Below are 21,629 nucleotides of genomic sequence, written 5' to 3'. Positions count from 1 at the left end.
TTAGCCTAGTCCGGCACGTGTCCGCAGGGCCGCGATCGCGCTGGTATATTCATCGGTAAGGCGGGCGACCATCGCGGCGGTGGGTTCGACCGCGTGGACCGCGCCGATGCCCTGGCCCGAGCCCCAGATGTCGCGCCAGGCCTTGGTCTGGCCGGCGCCGGTGCCGAAATCCATCGTCTTGAGGTCGCCTTCCGGTAGCGCGTCGGGGTCGAGCCCGGCGGCGATGATCGAGCCGCGCAGATAGTTGCCGTGAACGCCGGTGAAGAGGTTGGAATAGACGATGTCCGCGGCGCGGCCGTCGACGATGCCCTGCTTGTAGGCGGCGTCTGCGTTCGCCTCAGTCGCGGCGATGAAGAGCGATCCGATATAGGCGAGGTCGGCGCCCATCGCCTGTGCCGCCAGCACCGACGCGCCGTTGGCGATCGCGCCGGACAGGATGAGCGGGCCGTCGAACCAATCGCGGATCTCGCGGATCAGCGCGAAGGGCGAGAGCGTGCCGGCATGGCCGCCCGCGCCGGCCGCGACCGCGATCAGGCCGTCGGCGCCCTTTTCAACCGCTTTTCGCGCGAAACGGTCGTCGATGACGTCGTGCAGCGTGATGCCGCCCCAGCTGTGGACCGCGTCGTTCAGGTCCACCCGCGCGCCGAGCGAGGTGATGACGATCGGCACCTTCCACGTGGCGCAGACCATGAGGTCGGTTTCCAGCCGGTCGTTGGAGCGGTGGACGATCTGGTTGACCGCGAATGGGGCGGCGGGGCTGTCCGGATGGTCGCGGTCGTGCTGCGCCAGTTCTTCGGTGATGCGGGCGAGCCATTCGTCGAGGACGCCGGCCGGGCGCGCGTTGAGCGCGGGGAAGGAGCCGACGATGCCGGCCTTGCATTGCGCGATCACCAGGTCGGGCGTCGAGATGATGAACAGCGGCGAGGCGATCACCGGCAGGCGGAGGCGGTCGAAGAGGGGGGGGAGGCTCATGGGGACCGACGATATCGCAACGCGGGCGGGAGGCAAGTGACGTTTACGTTTGCGTAAAGGGGGCACTCGGCCCCCGACCTTCGCCGGGGAACGGTTCGCGGAGTTATTCGCCCGTCGTGGTCGGGGCGGCGGCGGCGGTGATCCAGCCGAGGGCGGGGAGGCCGATGCGGCGGTCGCCGCGCATGTCGGTGTGGATGGCGAGCAGGCCCTGCGTCTGGAGATAGGCCAGCAGGCGGCGGACGCGGCCGAGTGAGTGGGTGCCGTAGACCGCGGCGATCTCCGCATCGTCTGGGCAGGGCGCGCCGTCGAGCGCGGCGCGGGCGAGGAGCAGGTAGATGCCCTGCATGCCTTCCTCCAGCCCGCGCGCGATTTCGGCAGCGGGGGCGAAGCGCGCGTCGTCGGCGATCCCGCCGGTGAGGCCTGCGCGCGCCATCGACAGGCGGCTGCGGAAGCGGGCGAGATCGTGGCCGGTGTCGGCAAGGCCGTGCATTCGGCAGCGGACGCCGAAATCCTGGAACAGCACCGCGGGCGAGCGGTAGGCGCTGTCCGGTTCGGCGACGATCTCGCCCAGCACGGTCGAGATGATCTTCTCGCGCTCGGCGCCGCTGACCTGGGGGCGGTCAAGGAGCGAGGACATGGGCAGCGGGCGCGCGATCTCGCGGATCAGGTCGTCCGCTGATGCGGGCGGGGTTGGCGGTGGTGTCGGCGTGGACGCGCGCGGTTCGACCGGGGCGGCGGCGAACAACAGCATCTGCGCATCCTCGCCGGTCGGGGCGGCGGGCATGTCGAGCAGTTTGGGGCTGGAGGTGCGCGCGGAGGTTTCGACTGGGCCGATGCGGATCGACAGCGGGCGGCGGCAGAGCGCGGGGCCGAGCGCCAGGAACTGCCCGCGTTCGAGGTCGCGGATCTGTTCGGCCTGGCGGCGTTCCATGCCGAGCAGGTCGGCGGCGCGCGCCATGTCGATGTCGAGGAAGGTGCGCCCCATGAGGAAGTTCGATGCCTCGGCGGCAACGTTCTTGGCGAGTTTCGCCAGCCGCTGCGTCGCGATGACGCCGGCCAGGCCACGCTTGCGGCCGCGGCACATGAGGTTGGTCATCGCGCCGAGCGAGGCGCGGCGGGCGTCGTCGGCGACCTCGCCCGCCACCGCGGGGGCGAAGAGCTGCGCCTCGTCCACCACCACCAGCGCCGGATACCAATGGTCGCGGGGTGCGTCGAACAGCGCCATCAGGAACGCGGCGGCGCAGCGCATCTGGGCCTCCGCATCGAGCCCTTCGAGGCTGAGCACGGCGGACACGCGGTGTTCGCGGATACGCGCGGCGATGCGACGGATCTCGGCCTCGCTATAGTCGGCGCCCTCGACCACCGAATGGCCGTAGCGGTCGGACAGCGTGACGAAATCGCCCTCCGGGTCGACGACGATCTGCTGCACCCAGGGGGCGGCGCCTTCGAGCAGGCGGCGGAGGAGGTGCGATTTGCCGGAGCCGCTGTTCCCCTGCACCAGCAGGCGGGTGGCGAGCAGTTCCTCCAGCTCCATCAGCGCCGGGGCGCCGCCGGCACCGGTGCCCATGTCGATGGTAACGGTCATCCGGGTGTCTTTGCGGCGCGGGGCGTGAGTCGGCAAGCCGCTTGATGATCGTCGGAGCCGCTTCATGATCGTTGACAGCGACCCCCAAGCCGGGCCAATCCGATGGGGCTGGCCGGGGGCGACTCCGGATGGCCGCGCGGGAGAGCGCGGGTCGGGAAACCGGGCCGCCGCCGAAGGAGCAACCGCCCCGGAATCTCTCAGGCATACGGGACCGCGCGGACATATCAGCACTCTGGAAAGAGTCTCTCGCTCGCGCGGGGGGCCGCCGAAGGGGTAAGTCCCGGCCATAAGGTCGTGACGAAAGCTCTCAGGTTCCGTGACAGAGGGGGCGACGGGTGTGGGCAGCGATGCCCGCCGCGCGTCGTCGTCCTGCCAGGAGCCTTACCATGAGCGACCCCGTCACCGATCCCGAAATGGACGATATCGAAACCGGCACGTTGCCGCTCGACGCCTGGCACCGGGCGCGTGGCGCGCGGATGGTGGCGTTTGCGGGCTATCACATGCCGATCCAGTATGACGGCATCATGGCCGAGCATCTGTGGACGCGGACGTCGGCCGGGCTGTTCGACGTCAGCCATATGGGTCAGCTTCTGCTGTCCGGCGACGGTGTCGTCGAGGCGCTGGAGAAGATGCTGCCGGCCGATGTCGCTTCGCTGGGCGAAGGGCGGATGCGCTATTCGCTGCTGCTGAACGAGACGGGCGGCATCCTGGACGACTTGATGCTGACGCGGCGTGCGGACGGGTTCTACATGGTGGTGAACGGCGCGACGAAATATGACGACATCGCGCATATCCTCGACAATCTCGAGGATGAGATTACGCTGAACCACATGGACGAGCAGGCGCTGCTCGCGGTGCAGGGGCCGAAGGCGGTCGAGGCGCTGGCGCGGATCGTACCGGGCGTCGACACGCTGGTGTTCATGACCGCGGGGGCGTTCGACTGGGACGGCGTGCCGCTGTGGATCAGTCGGTCGGGGTATACCGGTGAGGACGGTTGCGAGATCTCGCTGCCCGCCGAGGCGGCTGAGGCGTTTGCCGAGCGGCTGTGCGCGGAACCGGAGGTGAAGCCGATCGGGCTGGGCGCGCGTGATTCGCTGCGTCTGGAGGCCGGGTTGCCGCTGTACGGGCATGACCTGGATCCCGAGACGTCGCCGGTGACCGCCGACCTGGGTTTCGCGCTGTCGAAGCGGCGGCGCGAGGAGGGCGGCTTCCTGGGCGCCGAGCCGATCCTGGCGGAGCGCGCGGCGGGTCCGCTGTTCAAGCGCGTCGGGCTGTTCGTCGAGGGGCGGCAGCCGGTGCGCGAGGGTGCGCGAGTGCTGGAGGCGATCGACGGCGTCGAGGGGCGCGTGACGAGCGGTGGCTTCTCGCCCTCGCTGCAACGCTCGATCGCGATGGCCTATGTCCCCGCGGTGCTGGCGAACCCGGGTTCCAAGATCGACATCGAACAGCGCGGCAAGCGTTTTGCCGCGGAAGTGACGGCCATGCCGTTCGTACCCCATCAATATGTCCGCAAGGGAGCCTGAACCGATGGCCTTCTATTTCACCCGTGACCATGAATGGATCAGCATCGACGGCGCGGAGGATTCCACCGCGACGGTCGGGATCACCGACTATGCGCAGGCGCAGCTCGGCGACGTCGTGTTCGTCGAAGTGCCGCCGGCCGGCACGACGGTCGACAAGGGCAAGGAGGCCGCGGTTGTGGAGTCCGTGAAGGCGGCGTCCGACGTCTACGCTCCGGTGTCGGGCGAGGTCGTCGAAGCCAATGCGGCGCTGGAAGCGGATCCCTCGCTGGTCAACACCGCGCCGGAAACGGACGGGTGGTTCTTCAAGGTCAAATTGTCCGACGCAGGGCAGCTGGATGGCCTGATGGATGCCGACTCGTATAAGGTTTATTGCGAAGGGCTTTGATTTCGCCCGGGCTTTACTGCCCAGCACCGTTCGGTTCGAGCCTGTCGAGAACCCTGCGCTGAGTTCTCGACAGGCTCGAACCGAACGGGGTGGGGTGTGATCCTCCCCAACATGGGAAACTGACCTCATGCGTTACCTACCGCTGACCGATGCCGACCGGGCGGACATGCTTGCCGTCGTGGGGGCCAAAACGATCGACGACCTGTTCGTCGACGTGCCCGAACATGCGCGGCTCGACGGGCCGATCGAAGGGCTGCCGATGCATGCGTCGGAGCTGGCGGTGGAGCGCAAGCTGTCGCGCATGGCGGGGCGGAACCTGGCGGCGGGCGATGCACCGTTCTTCCTCGGCTGCGGCGCGTATCGCCATCATGTGCCGGCCAGCGTCGATCACCTGATCCAGCGTGGTGAGTTCCTGACGAGCTACACGCCGTATCAGCCGGAGATTGCTCAGGGAACGGTGCAGGCGCTGTTCGAATTCCAGACGCAGGTCGCGCGGCTCTACGGCTGCGACGTCGCCAATGCGTCGATGTACGATGGGTCGACCGCGTGCTGGGAAGCGATCGTCATGGCGCGGCGGATCACGCGGCGTGGGCGCGCGGTGCTGTCCGCCGGGCTGCACCCGCATTATGTTTCGGTCTGCACCACGATGGCGCGGTTCACGGGCGATGTGCTCGATACGGCCGTGCCGGAGCTGACCGAGGGCGCGCCGGGCGATGACATGGCGCGGTTGCTGGCGGCGGTGGACGGCGACGTCAGCTGCGTCGTCGTGCAGAACCCGAACATCCTGGGGCATGTGGCCGACCTGTCCGAACTGGCGGCGCGGTGCCATGCCAAGGGCGCGCTGCTGATCGCGGTGGTGACCGAACCGGTGGCGCTGGGCGCGATCCGATCGCCGGGCGAGATGGGCGCGGACATCGTGGTGGGCGAAGGCCAGTCGATCGGCGTCGGGCTGAACTTCGGCGGGCCCTATGTCGGCCTGTTCGCGACGCGCGACAAATATGTGCGGCAGATGCCGGGGCGGCTGGCCGGCGAGACGGTCGATGCAGACGGCAAGCGCGGGTTCGTGCTGACGCTGTCGACACGCGAGCAGCATATCCGCCGCGAGAAGGCGACTTCGAACATCTGCACGAACTCGGGGCTTTGCGCGCTGGCGTTCACGATCCACATGAGTCTGCTGGGTGAGCGTGGCTTGCGCGATCTGGCGGCGCTGAACCACGCCAATGCGGTGCAGGCGGCGGATCGGCTGGCAAAGGTGCCGGGCGTCGAGCTGATCAGCGGGCCGTTCTTCAATGAATTCACGCTGAATCTGTCGAAGGAAGCGCGGCCGGTGATTCGGGCGCTGGCCGATGACGGGATCCTCGGCGGCGTATCGCTCGGGCGGCTGTATCCGGGTGTCGATGCGCTGGCCAACGGGCTGGTCGTGGCGGTGACCGAGACGGTGGACGAGGACGACGTGACCGAACTTGCCGATGCGCTTGAGGAGGCCCTGCGATGAACCGCGAAGGACGTGTGACCCGGCCGGAAACCGGCGGGACCGAGGGTGAGTTCAAGACGTTCACGGGCAACCGTGCGCTGATGCTCGAAGAAGCGTTGCTGTTCGAGGTCGGCGGGACCGACCGGACCGGCGTCGACATCGCGCCGGCGCCGAAGGTCGCGTCGCGGCTGGGCGGGCTGGAGCGTGCGGCGCCGATCGGGCTGTACGGCCTGTCGGAACCGGAGGCCGTGCGGCATTATACGCGGCTGAGCCGGCAGAATTACGGGATCGACCTGGGGTTCTTCCCGCTCGGATCTTGCACGATGAAGCACAACCCGCGGCTGAACGAGAAGATGGCGCGGTTGCCGGGCTTTGCCGACATTCACCCGTTGCAGCCGGTCGAGACCGTCCAGGGTGCGTTCGCGCTGATCTACGAACTCGGCGAGTGGCTGAAGACGCTGACCGGCATGCCGGCGGTGGCGATGAGCCCGAAGGCGGGCGCGCATGGCGAGCTGTGCGGGTTGCTGGCGATCCGCTCCGCGCTGGAGGCGCGCGGCGATGCGCGGCAAGTGGTGCTGGTGCCGGAGAGCGCGCACGGGACGAACCCGGCGACGGCGGCGTTCTGCGGCTATGCGGTGGAGAATATCCCAGCCGACGCGGAGGGGCGCGTCGATCTGGAGGCGCTGAAGGCGCGGCTCGGGCCGGACGTGGCGGGGGTGATGATCACCAATCCTAACACCTGCGGTCTGTTCGAGCGCGACATGGCGGCGATTTCCGACGCGGTGCACGAGGCCGGCGGGCTGGTGTATTGCGACGGGGCGAATTTCAACGCCATCGTCGGACGCGTGCGGCCGGGCGATCTCGGCATCGATGCGATGCACATCAACCTGCACAAGACCTTTTCCACGCCGCATGGTGGCGGTGGTCCGGGGTCGGGGCCGGTGGTGTTCTCCGCGGCACTCGCGCCGTTCGCGCCGCTGCCGTTCGTGGAGAAGGACGGCGCGAACTATCACCTGGTCGAGGAAGAGACGGCGGGCGAGCATCACGCCGGCACGTTCGGCCGGATGGTGGCGTTCCATGGGCAGATGGGCATGTTCAGCCGCGCACTAGCGTATATCTTGAGCCATGGGGCGGACGGGTTGCGGCAGGTATCCGAGGATGCGGTGCTGAATGCGAACTATATCCTGCGGTCGCTGGAAGATGTGCTCGACGCGCCGTTCGCGGGGACGGGGCCGTGCATGCACGAGGCGCTGTTCTCCGACGATGGGTTCGCCGAGGGGTTCACGACGCTGGACGTCGCCAAGGGGCTGATCGACGAGGGATTCCACCCGATGACGATGTACTTCCCGCTGGTGGTGCACGGCGCGATGCTGGTCGAGCCGACCGAGACCGAGAGCCGGCGGGCGATCGACCAGTTCGTCGGCGCGCTGCGATCCGTTGCGGAACGCGCGCGGGCGGGCGATCCGGTGCTGAAGGCGGCGCCGGTGTTCGCACCGCGGCGGCGGCTGGACGAAACCGGGGCTGCGCGGAAGCCGGTGCTGGTGTGGCGGGAGCCTGAGGTGATTGCCGAGGCGGCCGAGTAACAGGTTTCCGGCAGTGGCGGTGGCTTCCGAACCCCGTTTGGTTCGAGCCTGTCGAGAACTCAGCGCTGAGTTCTCGACAGGCTCGAACCAAACGGGTTTGGGGGCGTGTGTTGGTTGCATAAGTAAGTTGGGTCGTCGCGCGTGAACACTTCCCCCCTTCGCCTGACGATCGATGGTGCCGCGCTGGTGGCGAACTGGCGGTGGTATGCCGCGCGGTCGGAGACGGCCGCTTGCGGGGCTGCGGTCAAGGCGAACGGCTACGGAATGGGCGCGCGCGAGGTTGTGGCGCGGCTGGCGGCGTCGGGGTGCCGCGACTTTTTCGTGTCGAGTTGGGACGAGGCGGAGGCGCTGGGGCCGCTGGACGACGGACTGTCGCTGTCGGTGCTGCACGGGTTGCGCGAGGCGGATCTGCCGCGGGCGTTGGCCGGGCGGGTGCGGCCGGTTTTGAACACGCCCGGGATGGTCGCGCGGTGGAAGGCGGCGGCGGGGTACCGGCCGTGCGACCTGATGGTCGATACGGGGATGAACCGGCTGGGGCTTTCGCCGGCGGAGGCCGGGTCGGAGATCGTCGACGGGCTGCGGATCGCGACGTTGATGAGCCATCTGGCGTGCGCCGATACGCCGGAGCATCCGCTGAATGCGGTGCAGGCGGAGCGGTTTGCGGCGTTGACCGGGGTGGTTGCGGCGGAGCGGTACAGTTTGTCGAACTCGGCCGGGATTTGTCTGGGGGCGGCGTATCGGTTTGATCTGACGCGGCCAGGGATCGGGCTTTACGGCGGGGAGCCGGGGCCGGGGGCTGAACCATCGCCGGTCGTCGGGTTGTCGGCGGAGGTGTTGCAGGTTCGCGCGGTCGAGGCCGGCGATGCTGTGGGTTATGGGGCGGACTTCATCGCCTCGGGGCCGATGCAGGTGGCGACTTTGAACATCGGTTATGCGGATGGGTATCGGCGGGCTTTTGCCGGGGTCGGGACTGCTATCGTCGGGGGCGAGGTTCGGCCGTTGATCGGGCGGGTTTCGATGGACTTGGTCGCGGTGGATGTGACCGGGTGCGATGTGGTCGAGGGGGATTGGGTCGGGCTGGAGTATTATCTGCCGACTGCGTCTGCGGTGACGGGGGTTTCGCAGTATGAGCTGTTGACCGGGCTTGGGCGGCGATATGCGCGGGATTGGGTTTGAGGCTTTGGTAACGGGCTGAGGTCCAGTCGTTCCCAGGCGGAGGCCGGGGCCTAGGTGGGGCCGTTCTTGGCCCTCTTCTTATGCCGTCCCGACTGGCGGGATACCCAACCTGAGGCGCTGCGCCCGCGACCCTGGGTCCCGGATCAAGTCCGGGACGCTCGTGGGGAAGGGGTTGCGTCTAGGCCCCGGCCTTCGCCGGGGAACTGATTGGGCGTTAGCGGTTGGGGCTTACGCCCTCGCCCCGCCGTCGATCGTCACGGGCTGGTCGGGCCAGATGCCGCGGGTGTCGTAGACGAGTTTGGTGGCGCGTTCGCTCAAGGGGACGGAGCGGAAGATGTCGTGGTCGACCAGGACGATGAAGATCGGGCAGGTTTCGATCGCGGTGTCGATGTCGGTCAGTTCGGCGCCGGTGCCGTCGAAGGCGGCGGGGAGTGCGCTGGCATAGGGTTCGACGACGCGGATGCGGTCGCCGTGCTTTTGCGCGAGGGTGGCGGCGACCTTGACCGCGGGGCTTTCGCGGAAGTCGTCGATGTTCGCCTTGAACGCGAGGCCGAGGCAGGCGACCGGCACGTCGGGCATCGCGGCGAGCAGGGCGCTGGCGCGTTCGACGACATGGTCGGACTTGCGGTCGTTTACCTCGCGTGCGGTTCGGATGAGCGGGGTGTTATCCGGGTCGCTGTGGACGATGAACCACGGGTCGACCGCGATGCAGTGGCCGCCGACGCCGGGGCCGGGCGACAGGATGTTGACACGCGGGTGGAGGTTGGCGAGGCGGATGACCTCCCACACGTCGAGCTGCATCGTGTCGGCCACGATCGACAGTTCGTTGGCGAACGCGATGTTGACGTCGCGGAACGCGTTTTCGGTGAGCTTCACCATTTCGGCGACGCGCGCGCTGGTGGTGATGCACTGGCCGCGGACGAAGCGGCGGTAGAACGCCATCGCCTTGCGCGCGCAACGTGGGGTGATGCCGCCGATGCAGCGATCGTTGACGACCAGTTCGTGCAGGATGCGGCCGGGGAGGACGCGTTCGGGGCAATAGGCGATCGACAGGTCGACGCCGTCGCCGCCGCGGCCGGGGACGCGCAGGTCGGGGCGCAGCTCGGCGATCAGGTCGCGGAGCTGCTCGGTCGTGCCGACGGGGGAGGTCGATTCGAGGATGATCGTGTCGCCGACCTTCAGCACGGGCGCGATGGTGCGCGCGGCGTCGAGCACGAAGCGGGTATCGGGCGCGTGATCGTCCTTGAACGGCGTAGGCACCGCGATGACGAAGACGTCGGCGGGTTCGACCGTGAGCGAGGCGCGGAGCGTGCCGCGCGCGACGACCGCCTGGACCAGTGCGTCGAGATCGAGTTCCTCGATATGGACGTGGCCGGAATTGACGGTGTCGACGACGTGCGGCGTGACGTCGATGCCGAGCACGTGGCAGCCCGAGCGCGCGACGATCGCGGCGGTGGGCAGGCCGATATAGCCGAGGCCGATGACGGAGACGGTGGGCGGCGTATCAGACGGCATCGGCGATGATCCTTGCGATCCGGGGGGCGGTGTGGCCGTCCCCGAACGGGTTGTGGGCTTGTGCCATGGCGGCGTGCGCGGCGGGATCGTCGAGCAGGCGGAGCGTTTCGGCGACAATGCGATCCTCGTCCGTGCCGACCAGCCGCGCGGTGCCGGCGATGATCCCTTCGGGACGCTCGGTCGTCTCGCGCATGACGAGCACGGGCTTGCCGAGCGCGGGGGCTTCTTCCTGCACGCCGCCGCTGTCGGTCAGGACGAGATCGGCCATTCCGAGAAGCCGGACGAAGTGCGGATAATCGAGCGGGTCGATCATCGCGACATTGTCGCGTGTGCCGAGGATCGGGTCCATCGCGCGGCGGACGGCGGGGTTGGGGTGGACGGGGAAGACGATCGCGACGTCGGGGCGATCCGCGATGCGCGCGACTGCGCGGGCGATCGCGTCCATGCCGCCGCCGAAATTCTCGCGGCGGTGGGTGGTGACGGCGATGATGCGCTTGCCCGCGAACCGCTCGGCAAGCGCGTCGAGGCCGGCGGCGAGTGCCGGTTCGGCGGCGATCCGCGCGCGGGTGGCGTGGAGCGCGTCGATCACCGAATTGCCGGTCATGTGGACGGTCTTCGGATCGATCCGCTCGGCGATCAGCGCGGCGGCGGCGGTGTCGGTCGGGGCGAAGTGGAGGTCGGCGATGGTGGCGACGATGCGGCGGTTCACCTCCTCCGGCCAGGGGTGGTGGATGTCGCCGGAACGTAAGCCCGCCTCGACATGGCCGACCGGGATCTTTCGATAGTAGGCGGCGAGTGCGCCGACCATCGCGGTGGCAGTGTCGCCCTGCACCACGACGCGGTCGGGGCGGACCTCGTCATAGACGCGGCCGAGTTCGGTCAGGAGGCGGGCGGTGAGCTGGTCGAGGCTCTGGTCCGGGGCCATGATGTCGAGGTCGATATCGGGCACGACATTGCCGATCGACAGGACCTGATCGAGCAGGCCGCGATGCTGCGCCGTGACGCAGACGAGCGTTTCGAGGCCGGGCATCGCCTTCAGTGCGTGGACGATCGGGAACATCTTGATCGCTTCGGGCCGGGTGCCGAACACGAGCAGGATTCGGGCGGGGCGTGCGGTGGTCATGCCGGCTGTGTAGCGTGGATCGGGTAAGGTTTCTCCTAACGTGTTGTTCGGGTCGCCTCAGATACCGGTGTAGGCGCGGTACCACTCGACGAACTGCGGCACGCCTTCGTCGATCGTGGTGCGGGGGGCGTAGCCGAGGTCGCGCTGAATGGCGGTGATGTCGGCATAGGTGTCGCGGACGTCGCCGGGCTGCATCGGGCGAAGGTTACGGATCGCGGGGCGGTCGCAGGCCCGTTCGATCAGGTCGATCAGCCGGCCGAGTTCCTCCGACCGGTTGTTGCCGATGTTGTAGATGCGGTGGGGGCCGATGCTGCCGCCCGGTTTTTCCGCGCCGTCGTCCGGGGCGGGGGTGGCCAGGCAGGCGAGGATGCCGTCCACGATATCGTCGATGTAGGTGAAGTCGCGCCGCATCGCGCCGCCGTTGAAGACGTCGATCGCGCGGCCCTCCAGGATCGCGCTGGTGAACAGCCAGAGCGCCATGTCGGGGCGGCCCCAGGGACCGTAGACCGTGAAGAAGCGCAGGCCGGTGAGGGGGATGCGGTAGAGGTGGGCGTAGCTTTCGGACAGCAGTTCGTCGGCGCGCTTCGTCGCGGCGTAGAGCGAGACGGGGCGGTCGGCGCGGTCCTCGACCCGGAACGGGAGCGCGGCGTTGCCGCCGTAGACCGAGGAGGACGAGGCGTAGAGCATGTTGGCGACCGCGCGGTGGCGCGCGAGTTCGAGCATGTTGACGTGGCCGACGAGGTTGGACTGGACATAGGCCCGCGGGTTTTCGAGCGAGTAGCGCACGCCGGCCTGCGCGCCGAGGTGGACGATGGCGCTGAGCTCGGTTGTGCCGACGGCCTGGTCGAGCGCGGCGTGGTCGGCGAAGTCGGCCTCGGCGAAGGTGAAAGCGTCTGGGTGGTCGGCGTGGAGGGCCGCGAGGCGGTCGCGCTTGAGACTGACAGGATAGTAAGCGTTGAGGTTGTCGATCCCGAGCACGCGGTGGCCGTCCGCCAGCAGCCGGGCGGCGACGTGGAAGCCGATGAAGCCGGCGGCGCCGGTGACGAGGACGGTCATGGGGCGGTTCCCTTCGTAAGGCGGATCGCGAACGTGTTGGCCCGACCTAGCCGATTGCATCCGCCGGGTGGCATCCCATTTTAACATCAACGAATGACTAGCGAGGCATCAAGCATGACCCAGGAAACCGCAACGATCGCCGCCGGATGCTTCTGGTGCGTGGAAGCCGTGTTCGACGACCTGGTCGGGGTCGAGTCGGTGGAGAGCGGCTATATCGGCGGGCATGTCGAGAACCCGAACTACCGCCAGGTGTGCGACGGGAATACCGGCCATGCCGAGGCGATCCGGATCGTGTTCGACAACGAGCTGATCACCTTCTCCGACGTGCTCGAGATCTTCTTCCACGTGCATGACGCGACCCAGCTGAACCGGCAGGGGAACGACATCGGGACGCAGTATCGCTCGGCGATCTTCCCGCATGACGAGCGCCAAGAGGCGGAGGCCCGTGCGGCGATCGAGCAGGCGCAGGTGCAGTCGGACAAGCCGATCGTGACGACGATCGAGCCGCTGTCGAAATGGTATCCGGCGGAGGATTACCACCAGGAGTATTTCGAGCGCGAGGGCAGCAAGAACGGCTACTGCATGGCGATCGTCGCGCCGAAGCTGCGCAAGTTCCGGAAGGCGTATTCGGAGCGGCTGAAGGATGGGGTTAGCGCGGACGCGTGAGGTCCGGCTCCGCTTAATCTAAGCCAGCCCCCGTTCCGTTTGGTTCGAGCTTGTCGAGAACTCAGCGCTGAGTTCTCGACAAGCTCGAACCAAACGGGGTTGGGGAATTGATATTAGGTGATGTGATCACTGCGGCGCGGCAGCGCGCGCAAGCCGGTCGTTTATCGCGGCCCCTAGTCCGTCGTGTGGAATCGGGGCAACGGCGATGGCGTTGCGGCCGGAGGCGTCGGCTCGGTGGAGTGCTTCGAACAGGTTCGCCGCAGCGCCTATGGGGTCGCCTTCGGGTGAGAGCGAGCGGTCTCCGGCGATCGAGCCGAAGCCGATGTGCCATTCTTCGGGCGTCGCGGTTTCGGCGTTCAGGCGGATCGGGAGCGAAGGGGCGTAGTGGCTGGCGAGTTGGCCGGGGGCTTCGATCTTGTCCGAGGCGGTCGTCAGCGGGGTGAGGCCGGTGACCTCGCGCAGCATTTCCGTCGTGATGGGGCCGGGGCGGAGTAGGCGGAGCGTGTCGTCCGTGACGGCGACAATGGTGGATTCGAGGCCCAGCGCGGTCGGGCCGGCATCTATGACGAGCGGGATGCGGTCGGCGAGGCTTTGCGCAACGTGGGCGGCGCGGGTTGGGCTGATGCTGCCGCTGGCGTTGGCGCTGGGGGCGGCAAGGGGCACGGCGGTGGCGGCGAGAAGCGCGCGCATGGCGGGGTGTGCGGGGACGCGGATCGCGATGGTCGGGAGGCCGGCGGTGACCAGCGAGGCGATGCCGCTGTTCGGTCGGAGCGGCAGGACGAGCGTCAGGGGGCCGGGCCAGAATGCCTTGGCTAGAACGTGTGCCAGTGGGTCGAACTCGGCGATCCGTTCGGCTGCGGCGAGGTCCAGGACGTGGACGATCAGTGGGTTGAACGAGGGGCGGCCCTTGGCGGCGTAGATCGCCGCGACCGATTCGCCGCGCGTGGCGTCGGCGGCGAGGCCGTAGACTGTCTCGGTAGCGATCGCGACCGGTTCGCCGGCGCGGATCAGCGCCGCAGCCTCGACGATCGCGGCGCTGCCGTAGGGGCGGATGGTTGGGCGTTTTGGCGGGTTTGGAACGGTCACCGGGCAACGCTATAGCGACACCAAAGGGCTGTGAAAGCCCGTGAGGAGATCGTGATGCCGTTTGCCGTTCCCGTCGCCGAACAGCGTTTCCTGTTGCAGCATGTGGCCGGCATCAATGCGCTGGCGGCGATGCCGGCCTTTGCCGATGCGACGCCGGACATGGTGGACGCCGTGCTGGAGGGGGCGGCGTCATTTGCGGAGGGGGCGTTCGCGCCGCTCAACCGGGTCGGCGATACGATCGGCGCGCGGCGGACCGAGGCGGGGGTGATGATGCCGCCGGGTTATGTCGCGGCGTATCACGACTATGTCGCAGGGGGTTGGGGGACGATCGACGCGGATGTCGCGCTGGGCGGGCAGGGGCTGCCGTTCTCCGTGGCGACGGCGGTGCTGGAAAGTCTCGGGACCGCGAACCTGTCGTTCGCGCTGTGCCCGACGCTGACGGTCGGGGCGATCGAGGCGATCTCGGCGCATGGCAGCGTGGAACAGCAAACGATGTACCTGCCCAAGCTGGTGACCGGCGAGTGGACCGGCACGATGAACCTGACCGAGCCGCAGGCCGGGTCGGACGTCGGCGCGCTCCGCACCACCGCGACGCCGCAGGCCGACGGGACGTACCGGATCAAGGGAACCAAGATCTACATCAGCTACGGCGAGCATGATCTGGCGGAGAATATCATTCACCTCGTGCTGGCGCGGACGCCGGGTGCGCCGGCGGGGACGCGCGGGATCTCGCTGTTCGTGGTGCCGCGGTTCCGGGTCTGCGCGGACGGCGCGATCGGGGCGGCGAACGACGTGCGGTGCGTGTCGATCGAGCACAAGATGGGGCTGCACGCGTCGCCGACCTGCGTGATGTCGTTTGGGGACCGCGACGACTGCATCGGCGAGATCGTCGGGCCGGAGCATGGCGGGATGCGCGCGATGTTCACGATGATGAACAATGCGCGGCTGAACGTCGGGCTGCAGGGCGTCGAAATCGCCGAGCGCGCGACGCAGGCGGCGGTCGATTACGCCACGGGGCGCGTGCAGTCGGCGCGCGCCGGGGCGGCATCGCGCGAGTCGGTGGCGATCGTCGAGCATCCCGACGTGCGGCGCATGCTGCTGCGGATGAAGGCGCTGACGCAGGGGGCGCGAGCGCTGTGCTATCACGCGGCGGGGCAGGTGGACCGCGCGCATCAGGGTGATGCGGCGGCGCGGGTGCGGGTCGACCTGATGACGCCGCTGGTGAAGGCGTACGGCACCGACGTGGGCGTCGAGGTGAGCGGGATCGGCATCCAGGTGCATGGTGGCATGGGGTTCATCGAGGAGACCGGAGCGGCGCAGCATTACCGCGATGCGCGGATCGCGCCGATCTATGAGGGGACGAACGGGATCCAGGCGGCGGATCTGGTCGGGCGGAAGCTGACCGGGGATGCTGGCGCTGGGCTGGCGGCGTTGCTGGCCGAGATCCGCGGGGAGGCTTCGGACGAGGCCGGGTTGATGGTCCTGGTCGATTCGGTGGAGCGGGTGGCTGAGGCGCTGCGGACCGGGGATGGGGATGACCGGTTGGCGGGAAGTTATCCGTTCCTCACGATGCTGTCGGTCGCGACGGCGGGGTGGCTGATGGCGCGGCAGGGGCGAGCCGCGGTCGGGGACGACGGGTTTGCGCGGATGAAGCGGGCTGTGGTGCGGTTTTATCTGGATCGGTTGGTGCCCGAGGCGGCTGGGTTGAGCGCGGGGGCGCTGTCTGGCGCGGCTGGGTTGTATGCGGTGGGGGTTGAGGAGTTGGTGGCCTAGTACTGCCCTCCCTTGGAAGGGAGGGGGCTCTGTTGGCTTTCTTCTTAGCCCCTCTCCTTCAGGGGAGGGGTTGGGGTGGGGGCTTCGTTGCCTCCCCTCCAACGTGGCGGTTTTGAAGAGGTCAGCCCCACCCCAACCCCTCCCCTAAAGGAGAGGGGCTTTCTGTTGTGCGTGGTTAGGCCTCGACTTTCGCCAGCAGGTCGTTCGCGTCCAATCGCAACCGGCGGATGCGGGCGGTGATTTGGGGCCATTCCTGGTCGAGGAAGAGCTGGCGTTCGGTGCGGCGAAGGCGTTCGGTGGCGCCGTCGGCGACGAACATGCCGACGCCGCGGCGGACGGTGACGAGGCCGTCTTCCTGGAAGCTTTGATATGCCTTGGCGACGGTCAGCGGGTTGGCGCCCTGGTCGGCGGCGAAGGCGCGGACCGAGGGGAGCGGATCACCGTCGCGGTAGCGGCCGTCGAGGATGGAATCGGAGATGCGGTCCCGTAGCCGCAGATAGACGGGGCGATCCTGTTCGGCCATGCGCCACACTGTACTAACACGGTGGAACGGTCAAGATCACCAGCGTGTGACAACGCTGTCGAATGCCGGCCGCGGTCGTTCGTCGAGCGGGCGCGAGGGCGTGCCGATGAACATGAAACCGGCGATCCGGTCGTCCGGCCCGCCGCCCAGCGCATCGCGGACCATGTCGGAATATGCCGCCCAGGTGGTCAGCCAGCCGCCGACGAAGCCCGCGGCATGGGTGGCGGCGAGCATGTTCATGCAGACCGCGCCGGCGGACAGTTCCTGCTCCCAAAGCTCGATTTTGCCGAGGACGGGCGCGGACAGCACGACGACGAGCGTCGGGGCCTGGTGTGCGAACTGGTCCGCGGCCTCGAGTTCCTTCGCGCTCGCGGTCGGTTTCTGGGCGAGATAGGCGGTGCGCAGCAGGTCCGCGAAGGCGGCGCGGCGATCCTGGTCGATCACGACGATCCGCCAGGGGGCGAGCTTGCCGTGGTCGGGCGTGCGGATCGCGGTGGCCAGGATCCGGGCGAGCTGGCCTGCATCGGGGCCGGGGGCGACCATGTCGCGTGGCTTGCCGGAGCGGCGCGTGGCGAGGAGCGCGGTGGCGCTGGATGGGTCGTTGAACATGCTGCTCCTGCTACCAGTGTCATTGCGACGCAACAATCTTCTTCCCTGGCGCAATTTGTCCGTTAGTCTCCGCGCCAACCGACCGGCACTGCCGCGTCCCGTCCTGTCCCATCTGCGGAGCCGCTCTGTCCATGGCCACATCCTTCCCCCCGACCGCGATGCAGGGGCCCACGTTCCTCGGCCATCCGCGCGGGCTGTTCGTGCTGTTCTTCACCGAATTGTGGGAGCGTTTTTCCTATTACGGCATGCGCGCGCTGCTGATCTTCTACCTGACCAAGCATTTCCTGTTCGGGGACGAGCCGGCCTACGGGATCTACGGCGCCTATACGTCGCTGGTCTATGTCACGCCGGTGATCGGCGGGTATCTGGCCGACAAATTTCTGGGCGCAAGGCGGGCCGTGCTGGTCGGCGGGCTGTTCATCGCGGTCGGGCATCTGATGATCGGGTTGCTGGAAGGACCGGTCGGGACGCAGGGCGGATATCTGAACGGCTTCTATCTGGGGCTGGCGTCGATCATCGTCGGGACCGGGTTTCTGAAGGCCAATATCTCGGTGCTGGTCGGGCAGCTTTATCCGCGCGGCGATGCGCGCCGCGATCCGGGTTTTTCGATCTTCTACATGGGGATCAACATCGGCGGGGCGAGCGGGCCGATCATCTGCGGCCTGCTGGGCGAGACGGTCGGCTGGTCCTGGGGCTTCGGCGCGGCCGGGGTCGGGATGCTGCTCGGCCTCGTGGTGTTCGTGCTGTTCCGCAAGGACCTGATGGGTGTGGGCGAGCCGCCGGAGCCGGTGCTGCTGCGTGCGCGGACCGCGGTGGGCGTGTCGCGCGAGTGGGCGATCTACCTCGGTGCGTTCGCCGCGGTCGCGGTGGCGTGGTGGTTGCTGCAGAGCCAGGGCGTGGTCGGTACGTTGCTGGTCGTGTTCGCGGCATCGACGATCGGGTTCATCCTGTACCGGGCGGTCTTCACGCTGCCCAAGGTGGAGCGTGACCGGGTGTTCGGCGCGCTGTTCCTGATCGCGCTGTGCCCACTGTTCTGGGCGTTGTTCGAACAGGCCGGGTCGTCGCTCAACGTCTATACCGACCGCGCGGTCGACCGGTCGATGTTCGGGTACGAGATCCCGGCGTCGCTGTTCCAGTCGGTCAATTCGATCTTCATCGTCCTGATGGCGCCGGTGTTCGCCGCGCTCTGGACGTTCCTCGACCGGCGGCGGCTGGAGCCGAGTGCGCCGTTCAAGTTCGGCATCGGGCTGATCGTGATCGGGCTGGGGTTCCTGGTGCTGGTGTTCGGTGCGGCGCTGACGCCAGGTGCTCCGACGCCGGCGATGTTCATCCTGCTGCTGTATTTCTTCCACACCGCGGCCGAGCTCTGCTTCTCGCCGGTCGGGCTGGCGGCGATGACGCGGTTGTCGGTCAGCAGCATGGTCGGCCTGATGATGGGCACATGGTTCCTGGCGACCGCGGCGGGCAATTTCCTGGCCGGGCAGATCGCGCAGGCGACCGGCGGCGAGAATGTCGGGCCGGAGCGGGTGCTGGAGGTGTATAGCCGGATCGGCTGGGTTTCGATCGTCATCGGCGTCGTCGTCCTGTTGATCGCGCCGTTCGTGGTGCGGCTGATGCATCTGGAACTGATGAAGGCGGGCGATCCGGTGCTGGCGGGGCAGGATACGCTCGCCGAACCGGCCGCGGCGGGCACGCGTACCGAGGGGGAACACAAGGCATGAAACGGGTCTGGATGACGGCATGCGCCGCGCTGGCGCTGAACGCGTGCGCGCAGACGCCGCCGGTGAAGAGCGCGTCCGCCGCGACGCCGGCGAAGGGGGATGCCAAGCCGACGTTCGATCGTGATCCCTATCCGTCGACCTATCGCGCCTATCCGGGCGTGCCGACGCTGGTGACGAACGTGACCATCTATGACGGCGAGGGTGGGCGGATCGACAACGGATCGGTCCTGTTCGCGGACGGCAAGGTGGTCGAGGTCGGGCAGACGATCGCGGCACCCGCGGGGGCGACCGTGATCGACGGGCGCGGCAAGTGGGTGACGCCGGGCGTCATCGATATTCACAGCCATCTGGGCGACTATCCGAGCCCGTCGGTGCAGGCGCTGTCCGACGGGAACGAGGCGACCGGGCCGGTGCGCGCCGAGGTGTGGGCCGAACATAGCGTGTGGCCGCAGGACCCGGGGTTCAGCCGCGCGCTGGCCAATGGTGGGGTGACCACGTTGCAGATTTTGCCAGGGTCGGCGAACCTGTTCGGCGGGCGGGGCGTGACGTTGAAGAACGTTTATGCCCGCACAGCGCAGGGGATGAAGTTCCCGGGCGCGCCGTACAGTTTGAAGATGGCGTGCGGCGAGAATCCGAAGCGCGTCTACGGATCGAAGGGACAGTTGCCGCAGACCCGGATGGGGAACATGGCGCTCGACCGCCAGACCTGGATCGACGCGAGCGAGTATAAGCGCAAGTGGGATGCGTATGAGAAGAAGGTGCAGGACGGCACCGCCAAGCCCGCGGACCAGCCGGGCCGGAACCTGCGCAACGAGACGCTGATGGGCGTGCTGAACGGTGAGATCACCGTGCAGAACCATTGTTACCGCGCCGACGAGATGGCCCAGGTGATCGATATGTCGAAGGAATTCGGGTACAAGGTGACCGCGTTCCACCATGCGATCGAGGCGTACAAGATCGCCGACCTGTTGAAGGCGAACGGGATCTGCGCCGCGGTGTGGGCCGACTGGTACGGGTTCAAGATGGAAGGCTATGACGCCGTCAACGAGAACCTGCCGCTGCTGCAGAAGGCGGGGGCGTGCGCGATGATCCATTCGGATGATCCGAACGGGATCCAGCGGCTGAACCAGGAAGTCGCCAAGACGCTGGCCGATGGGCGGCGGATGGGGATCGTGATCCCGGACGAGGTGGCGTGGGAATGGCTGTCGATCAATCCGGCCAGGGCGATGGGCATCGCGGACCGGACGGGGAGTCTCAAACCCGGCAAGATGGCGGACGTGGTGCTGTGGAACGGCAATCCGCTGAGCGTCTACACAAGGCCGGAAAAGGTCTGGATCGACGGGGCGCTGATGTACGATGCGATGGATCCGCGCCGGCGACCGGTGTCGGATTTCGAACTGGGCCAGCCGGGCGAAGGGGACGTGAAGTGAAGCGGCTTGCTCTGATCGCGGCGCTGCTGGGCGCGACGCCGCTGGCGGCGCAGACCCCCCCTTCTGGCCAGATAGTGGCGATTACGAACGCGAAGCTGGTGGTGGGCGATGGCGGCGGTCCGGTCGATGGCGGGACGGTCGTGATCAGCGGCGGGCGCGTGACGGCCGCGGGGCGGGGCGTTGCGGTGCCGGGCGGCGCGCGCGTGATCGATGCGCAGGGCAAGTGGGTGTCGCCCGGGCTGGTCGCAGGCTTTACGCGGCTGGGCATCGTCGAGGTCGACGGGGTGCGCGAGACGAACGACGCGGGGGCGGACAAGTCCGATTTCTCCGCGGCGCTCGACGTGTCGCTGGCGGTGAACCCGCGCGAGACGCCGATCGCGATCAACCGTGCGGAGGGGATCACGCGCGCTGTCGTCGCACCCGATACGGGCAAGACGATCTTCGCGGGCCAAGGCGCTGTGATCGACCTGGGCATGGACCCGAATGCGGTGATGCGGCCGCGCGCATTCCAGTTCGTCGAGTTCGGTGAGAGTGCTGCGGCGACCGCGGGCGGCAGCCGCCCGGCGGCGTTCGCAATGTTCCGCAACGCGTTGCAGGAAGCGCGCGGCTATGCGCGCAATCCGGGGCAGGCCGGCGGGCGGATCACCGACGGGATGCTGACGAAGCTCGACGCCGCGGCGCTGGTGCCGATGGTCGAGGGGCGCGTGCCGACGCTGGTGCATGTCGAGCGGGCGTCGGACATCGTGCAGGTGCTCGACCTGGTGCGCGAGTTCCCGTCGCTGAAGCTGGTGCTGGTCGGTGCGTCGGAGGGCTGGATGGTGGCGCCGCAGATCGCCGCCGCCCGAGTGACGGTGCTGGCGTCCGCGCTCGCCGATCTGCCGGCGAGTTTCGAGGCGCTGGCCGCGACGCAGTCCAACATCGGCCGGTTGCAGGCGGCGGGCGTGACCGTCGGCATCGGCATGATCAACGACGACGAGGCGCGACAGGCGCGGCTGATCAAGCAATATGCCGGCAATCTGGTGGCGTTGACGCGCGTGCCGGGGGCGACCGGGCTCGACTGGGGCCGGGCGTTCGCGACGATCAGTTCAGGCCCGGCAGCGGCGCTGGGGCTGGACGGCGAGATCGGGTCGCTGCGGCCGGGGCGGCGGGCGGATGTCGTGATCTGGGACGGTGACCCGCTGGAGGTGTCGTCCGCGCCGGTGATGGTGATGATCGACGGGGTGGAACAGTCTTTGGTCAACCGCCAGACGAAGCTTCGTGATCGGTACGCGGTGCCGCAGGAGGGCGCGTTGCCGAAGGCTTATGAGCGGTAGGTGACGTATGTGACCAGGTTGATGCCGACCGAAGGGAGATCCCGGCGTTCGCCGGGATGACGGTTGAAACTGGACAGGGCCGCAAGCCTGCGGGCTATCCCTTTCTTCAGCTTCGC

At 68.1% G+C, this 21,629-nt stretch carries 18 protein-coding genes and 2 riboswitches; of the genes, 10 read left to right on the top strand and 8 right to left on the bottom strand.

The window, feature by feature from the left end; genetic code table 11:
- Together ACFSGX_RS09590 and ACFSGX_RS09585 are read right to left on the bottom strand one after the other, a co-directional pair.
- Positions 1-972, bottom strand: coding sequence for an NAD(P)H-dependent flavin oxidoreductase (locus ACFSGX_RS09590; RefSeq protein ID WP_380929416.1), 972 nt, complete (start codon positions 970-972; stop codon positions 1-3).
- 103 nt (positions 973-1,075) lie between these two features.
- On the bottom strand, positions 1,076-2,557 hold the full coding sequence (locus ACFSGX_RS09585; RefSeq protein WP_380929414.1) for a helicase HerA domain-containing protein: 1,482 nt from the start codon (positions 2,555-2,557) through the stop codon (positions 1,076-1,078).
- Positions 2,558-2,684: 127 nt separating this feature from the next.
- Positions 2,685-2,781: riboswitch (glycine riboswitch) on the top strand.
- Positions 2,782-2,890: riboswitch (glycine riboswitch) on the top strand. It begins immediately after the preceding riboswitch.
- A gap of 53 nt (positions 2,891-2,943) precedes the next feature.
- On the opposite strand from ACFSGX_RS09585, the gene gcvT reads away from it, so the two are divergent.
- The 5 genes from gcvT to alr all read left to right on the top strand — a co-directional run bounded on the left by gcvT (position 2,944) and on the right by alr (position 8,698).
- On the top strand, positions 2,944-4,080 hold the full coding sequence (gene gcvT, locus ACFSGX_RS09580; RefSeq protein ID WP_380929412.1) for a glycine cleavage system aminomethyltransferase GcvT: 1,137 nt from the start codon (positions 2,944-2,946) through the stop codon (positions 4,078-4,080).
- Positions 4,081-4,084: 4 nt separating this feature from the next.
- Entirely contained in the window at positions 4,085-4,465 is a 381-nt protein-coding gene (gene gcvH, locus ACFSGX_RS09575) for a glycine cleavage system protein GcvH (RefSeq protein ID WP_076071430.1), read from the top strand.
- Positions 4,466-4,592: 127 nt separating this feature from the next.
- Positions 4,593-5,960, top strand: coding sequence for an aminomethyl-transferring glycine dehydrogenase subunit GcvPA (gene gcvPA, locus ACFSGX_RS09570; protein WP_380929410.1), 1,368 nt, complete (start codon positions 4,593-4,595; stop codon positions 5,958-5,960).
- Complete coding sequence (gcvPB, locus tag ACFSGX_RS09565; RefSeq protein WP_380929408.1) at positions 5,957-7,522, top strand: aminomethyl-transferring glycine dehydrogenase subunit GcvPB; 1,566 nt, start codon at positions 5,957-5,959, stop codon at positions 7,520-7,522. Before gcvPA ends, gcvPB begins: the two co-directional genes overlap by 4 nt.
- 141 nt (positions 7,523-7,663) lie before the next feature.
- Entirely contained in the window at positions 7,664-8,698 is a 1,035-nt protein-coding gene (gene alr / locus ACFSGX_RS09560; RefSeq protein WP_380929407.1) for an alanine racemase, read from the top strand.
- 228 nt (positions 8,699-8,926) lie between these two features.
- Here alr and wecC read toward each other — a convergent pair whose 3' ends face one another.
- The 3 genes from wecC to ACFSGX_RS09545 are packed head-to-tail and all read right to left on the bottom strand — an operon-like array spanning position 8,927 to position 12,392.
- Positions 8,927-10,213 carry a UDP-N-acetyl-D-mannosamine dehydrogenase gene (gene wecC, locus ACFSGX_RS09555; protein ID WP_380929405.1) on the bottom strand — a complete coding sequence of 429 codons (1,287 nt, stop codon included), beginning with the start codon at positions 10,211-10,213 and terminating at the stop codon, positions 8,927-8,929.
- A complete protein-coding gene (gene wecB / locus ACFSGX_RS09550) occupies positions 10,203-11,336 on the bottom strand; it encodes a non-hydrolyzing UDP-N-acetylglucosamine 2-epimerase (protein ID WP_380929404.1) in 1,134 nt (377 codons plus the stop codon). The genes wecC and wecB overlap by 11 nt, the downstream gene beginning before the upstream one ends.
- Before the next feature lie 57 nt (positions 11,337-11,393).
- Entirely contained in the window at positions 11,394-12,392 is a 999-nt protein-coding gene (locus ACFSGX_RS09545) for an SDR family NAD(P)-dependent oxidoreductase (RefSeq protein ID WP_380929402.1), read from the bottom strand.
- Positions 12,393-12,506: 114 nt separating this feature from the next.
- On the opposite strand from ACFSGX_RS09545, the gene msrA reads away from it, so the two are divergent.
- Positions 12,507-13,058, top strand: coding sequence for a peptide-methionine (S)-S-oxide reductase MsrA (msrA, locus tag ACFSGX_RS09540; protein ID WP_380929400.1), 552 nt, complete (start codon positions 12,507-12,509; stop codon positions 13,056-13,058).
- A gap of 126 nt (positions 13,059-13,184) precedes the next feature.
- On the opposite strand, the gene ACFSGX_RS09535 is transcribed toward msrA, so the two are convergent.
- Complete coding sequence (locus ACFSGX_RS09535) at positions 13,185-14,144, bottom strand: L-threonylcarbamoyladenylate synthase (protein WP_380929399.1); 960 nt, start codon at positions 14,142-14,144, stop codon at positions 13,185-13,187.
- Positions 14,145-14,198: 54 nt separating this feature from the next.
- On the opposite strand from ACFSGX_RS09535, the gene ACFSGX_RS09530 reads away from it, so the two are divergent.
- The gene (locus ACFSGX_RS09530) at positions 14,199-15,917 is read left to right on the top strand and encodes an acyl-CoA dehydrogenase (RefSeq protein ID WP_380929398.1); all 1,719 of its coding nucleotides are present in this window, start codon (positions 14,199-14,201) and stop codon (positions 15,915-15,917) included.
- A 175-nt stretch (positions 15,918-16,092) separates the two neighbouring features.
- Here the strand turns inward: ACFSGX_RS09530 and ACFSGX_RS09525 are convergent, their stop codons facing one another.
- Together ACFSGX_RS09525 and ACFSGX_RS09520 are read right to left on the bottom strand one after the other, a co-directional pair.
- A complete protein-coding gene (locus ACFSGX_RS09525) occupies positions 16,093-16,440 on the bottom strand; it encodes a GntR family transcriptional regulator (protein ID WP_380929397.1) in 348 nt (115 codons plus the stop codon).
- 36 nt (positions 16,441-16,476) lie between these two features.
- A complete protein-coding gene (locus tag ACFSGX_RS09520; RefSeq protein WP_380929395.1) occupies positions 16,477-17,049 on the bottom strand; it encodes a nitroreductase family protein in 573 nt (190 codons plus the stop codon).
- A 131-nt stretch (positions 17,050-17,180) separates the two neighbouring features.
- Between ACFSGX_RS09520 and ACFSGX_RS09515 the strand changes: the two genes are divergently transcribed.
- Genes ACFSGX_RS09515 through ACFSGX_RS09505 form a run of 3 tightly spaced genes read left to right on the top strand, consistent with a single transcriptional unit; the run spans position 17,181 to position 21,513 of the window.
- The gene (locus ACFSGX_RS09515; protein ID WP_380929394.1) at positions 17,181-18,770 is read left to right on the top strand and encodes a peptide MFS transporter; all 1,590 of its coding nucleotides are present in this window, start codon (positions 17,181-17,183) and stop codon (positions 18,768-18,770) included.
- The gene (locus ACFSGX_RS09510) at positions 18,767-20,200 is read left to right on the top strand and encodes an amidohydrolase (protein ID WP_380929393.1); all 1,434 of its coding nucleotides are present in this window, start codon (positions 18,767-18,769) and stop codon (positions 20,198-20,200) included. The genes ACFSGX_RS09515 and ACFSGX_RS09510 overlap by 4 nt, the downstream gene beginning before the upstream one ends.
- On the top strand, positions 20,197-21,513 hold the full coding sequence (locus tag ACFSGX_RS09505) for an amidohydrolase family protein (RefSeq protein ID WP_380929391.1): 1,317 nt from the start codon (positions 20,197-20,199) through the stop codon (positions 21,511-21,513). Before ACFSGX_RS09510 ends, ACFSGX_RS09505 begins: the two co-directional genes overlap by 4 nt.
- Positions 21,514-21,629 lie beyond the last annotated feature (116 nt).

The sequence above is a fragment of the Sphingomonas arantia genome (genome assembly GCF_042682045.1).
Taxonomy (GTDB): domain Bacteria; phylum Pseudomonadota; class Alphaproteobacteria; order Sphingomonadales; family Sphingomonadaceae; genus Sphingomonas_R; species Sphingomonas_R arantia.
Note: the sequence above shows the minus strand (reverse complement) of the source record. Positions and strands in the feature narration are given on the sequence as shown.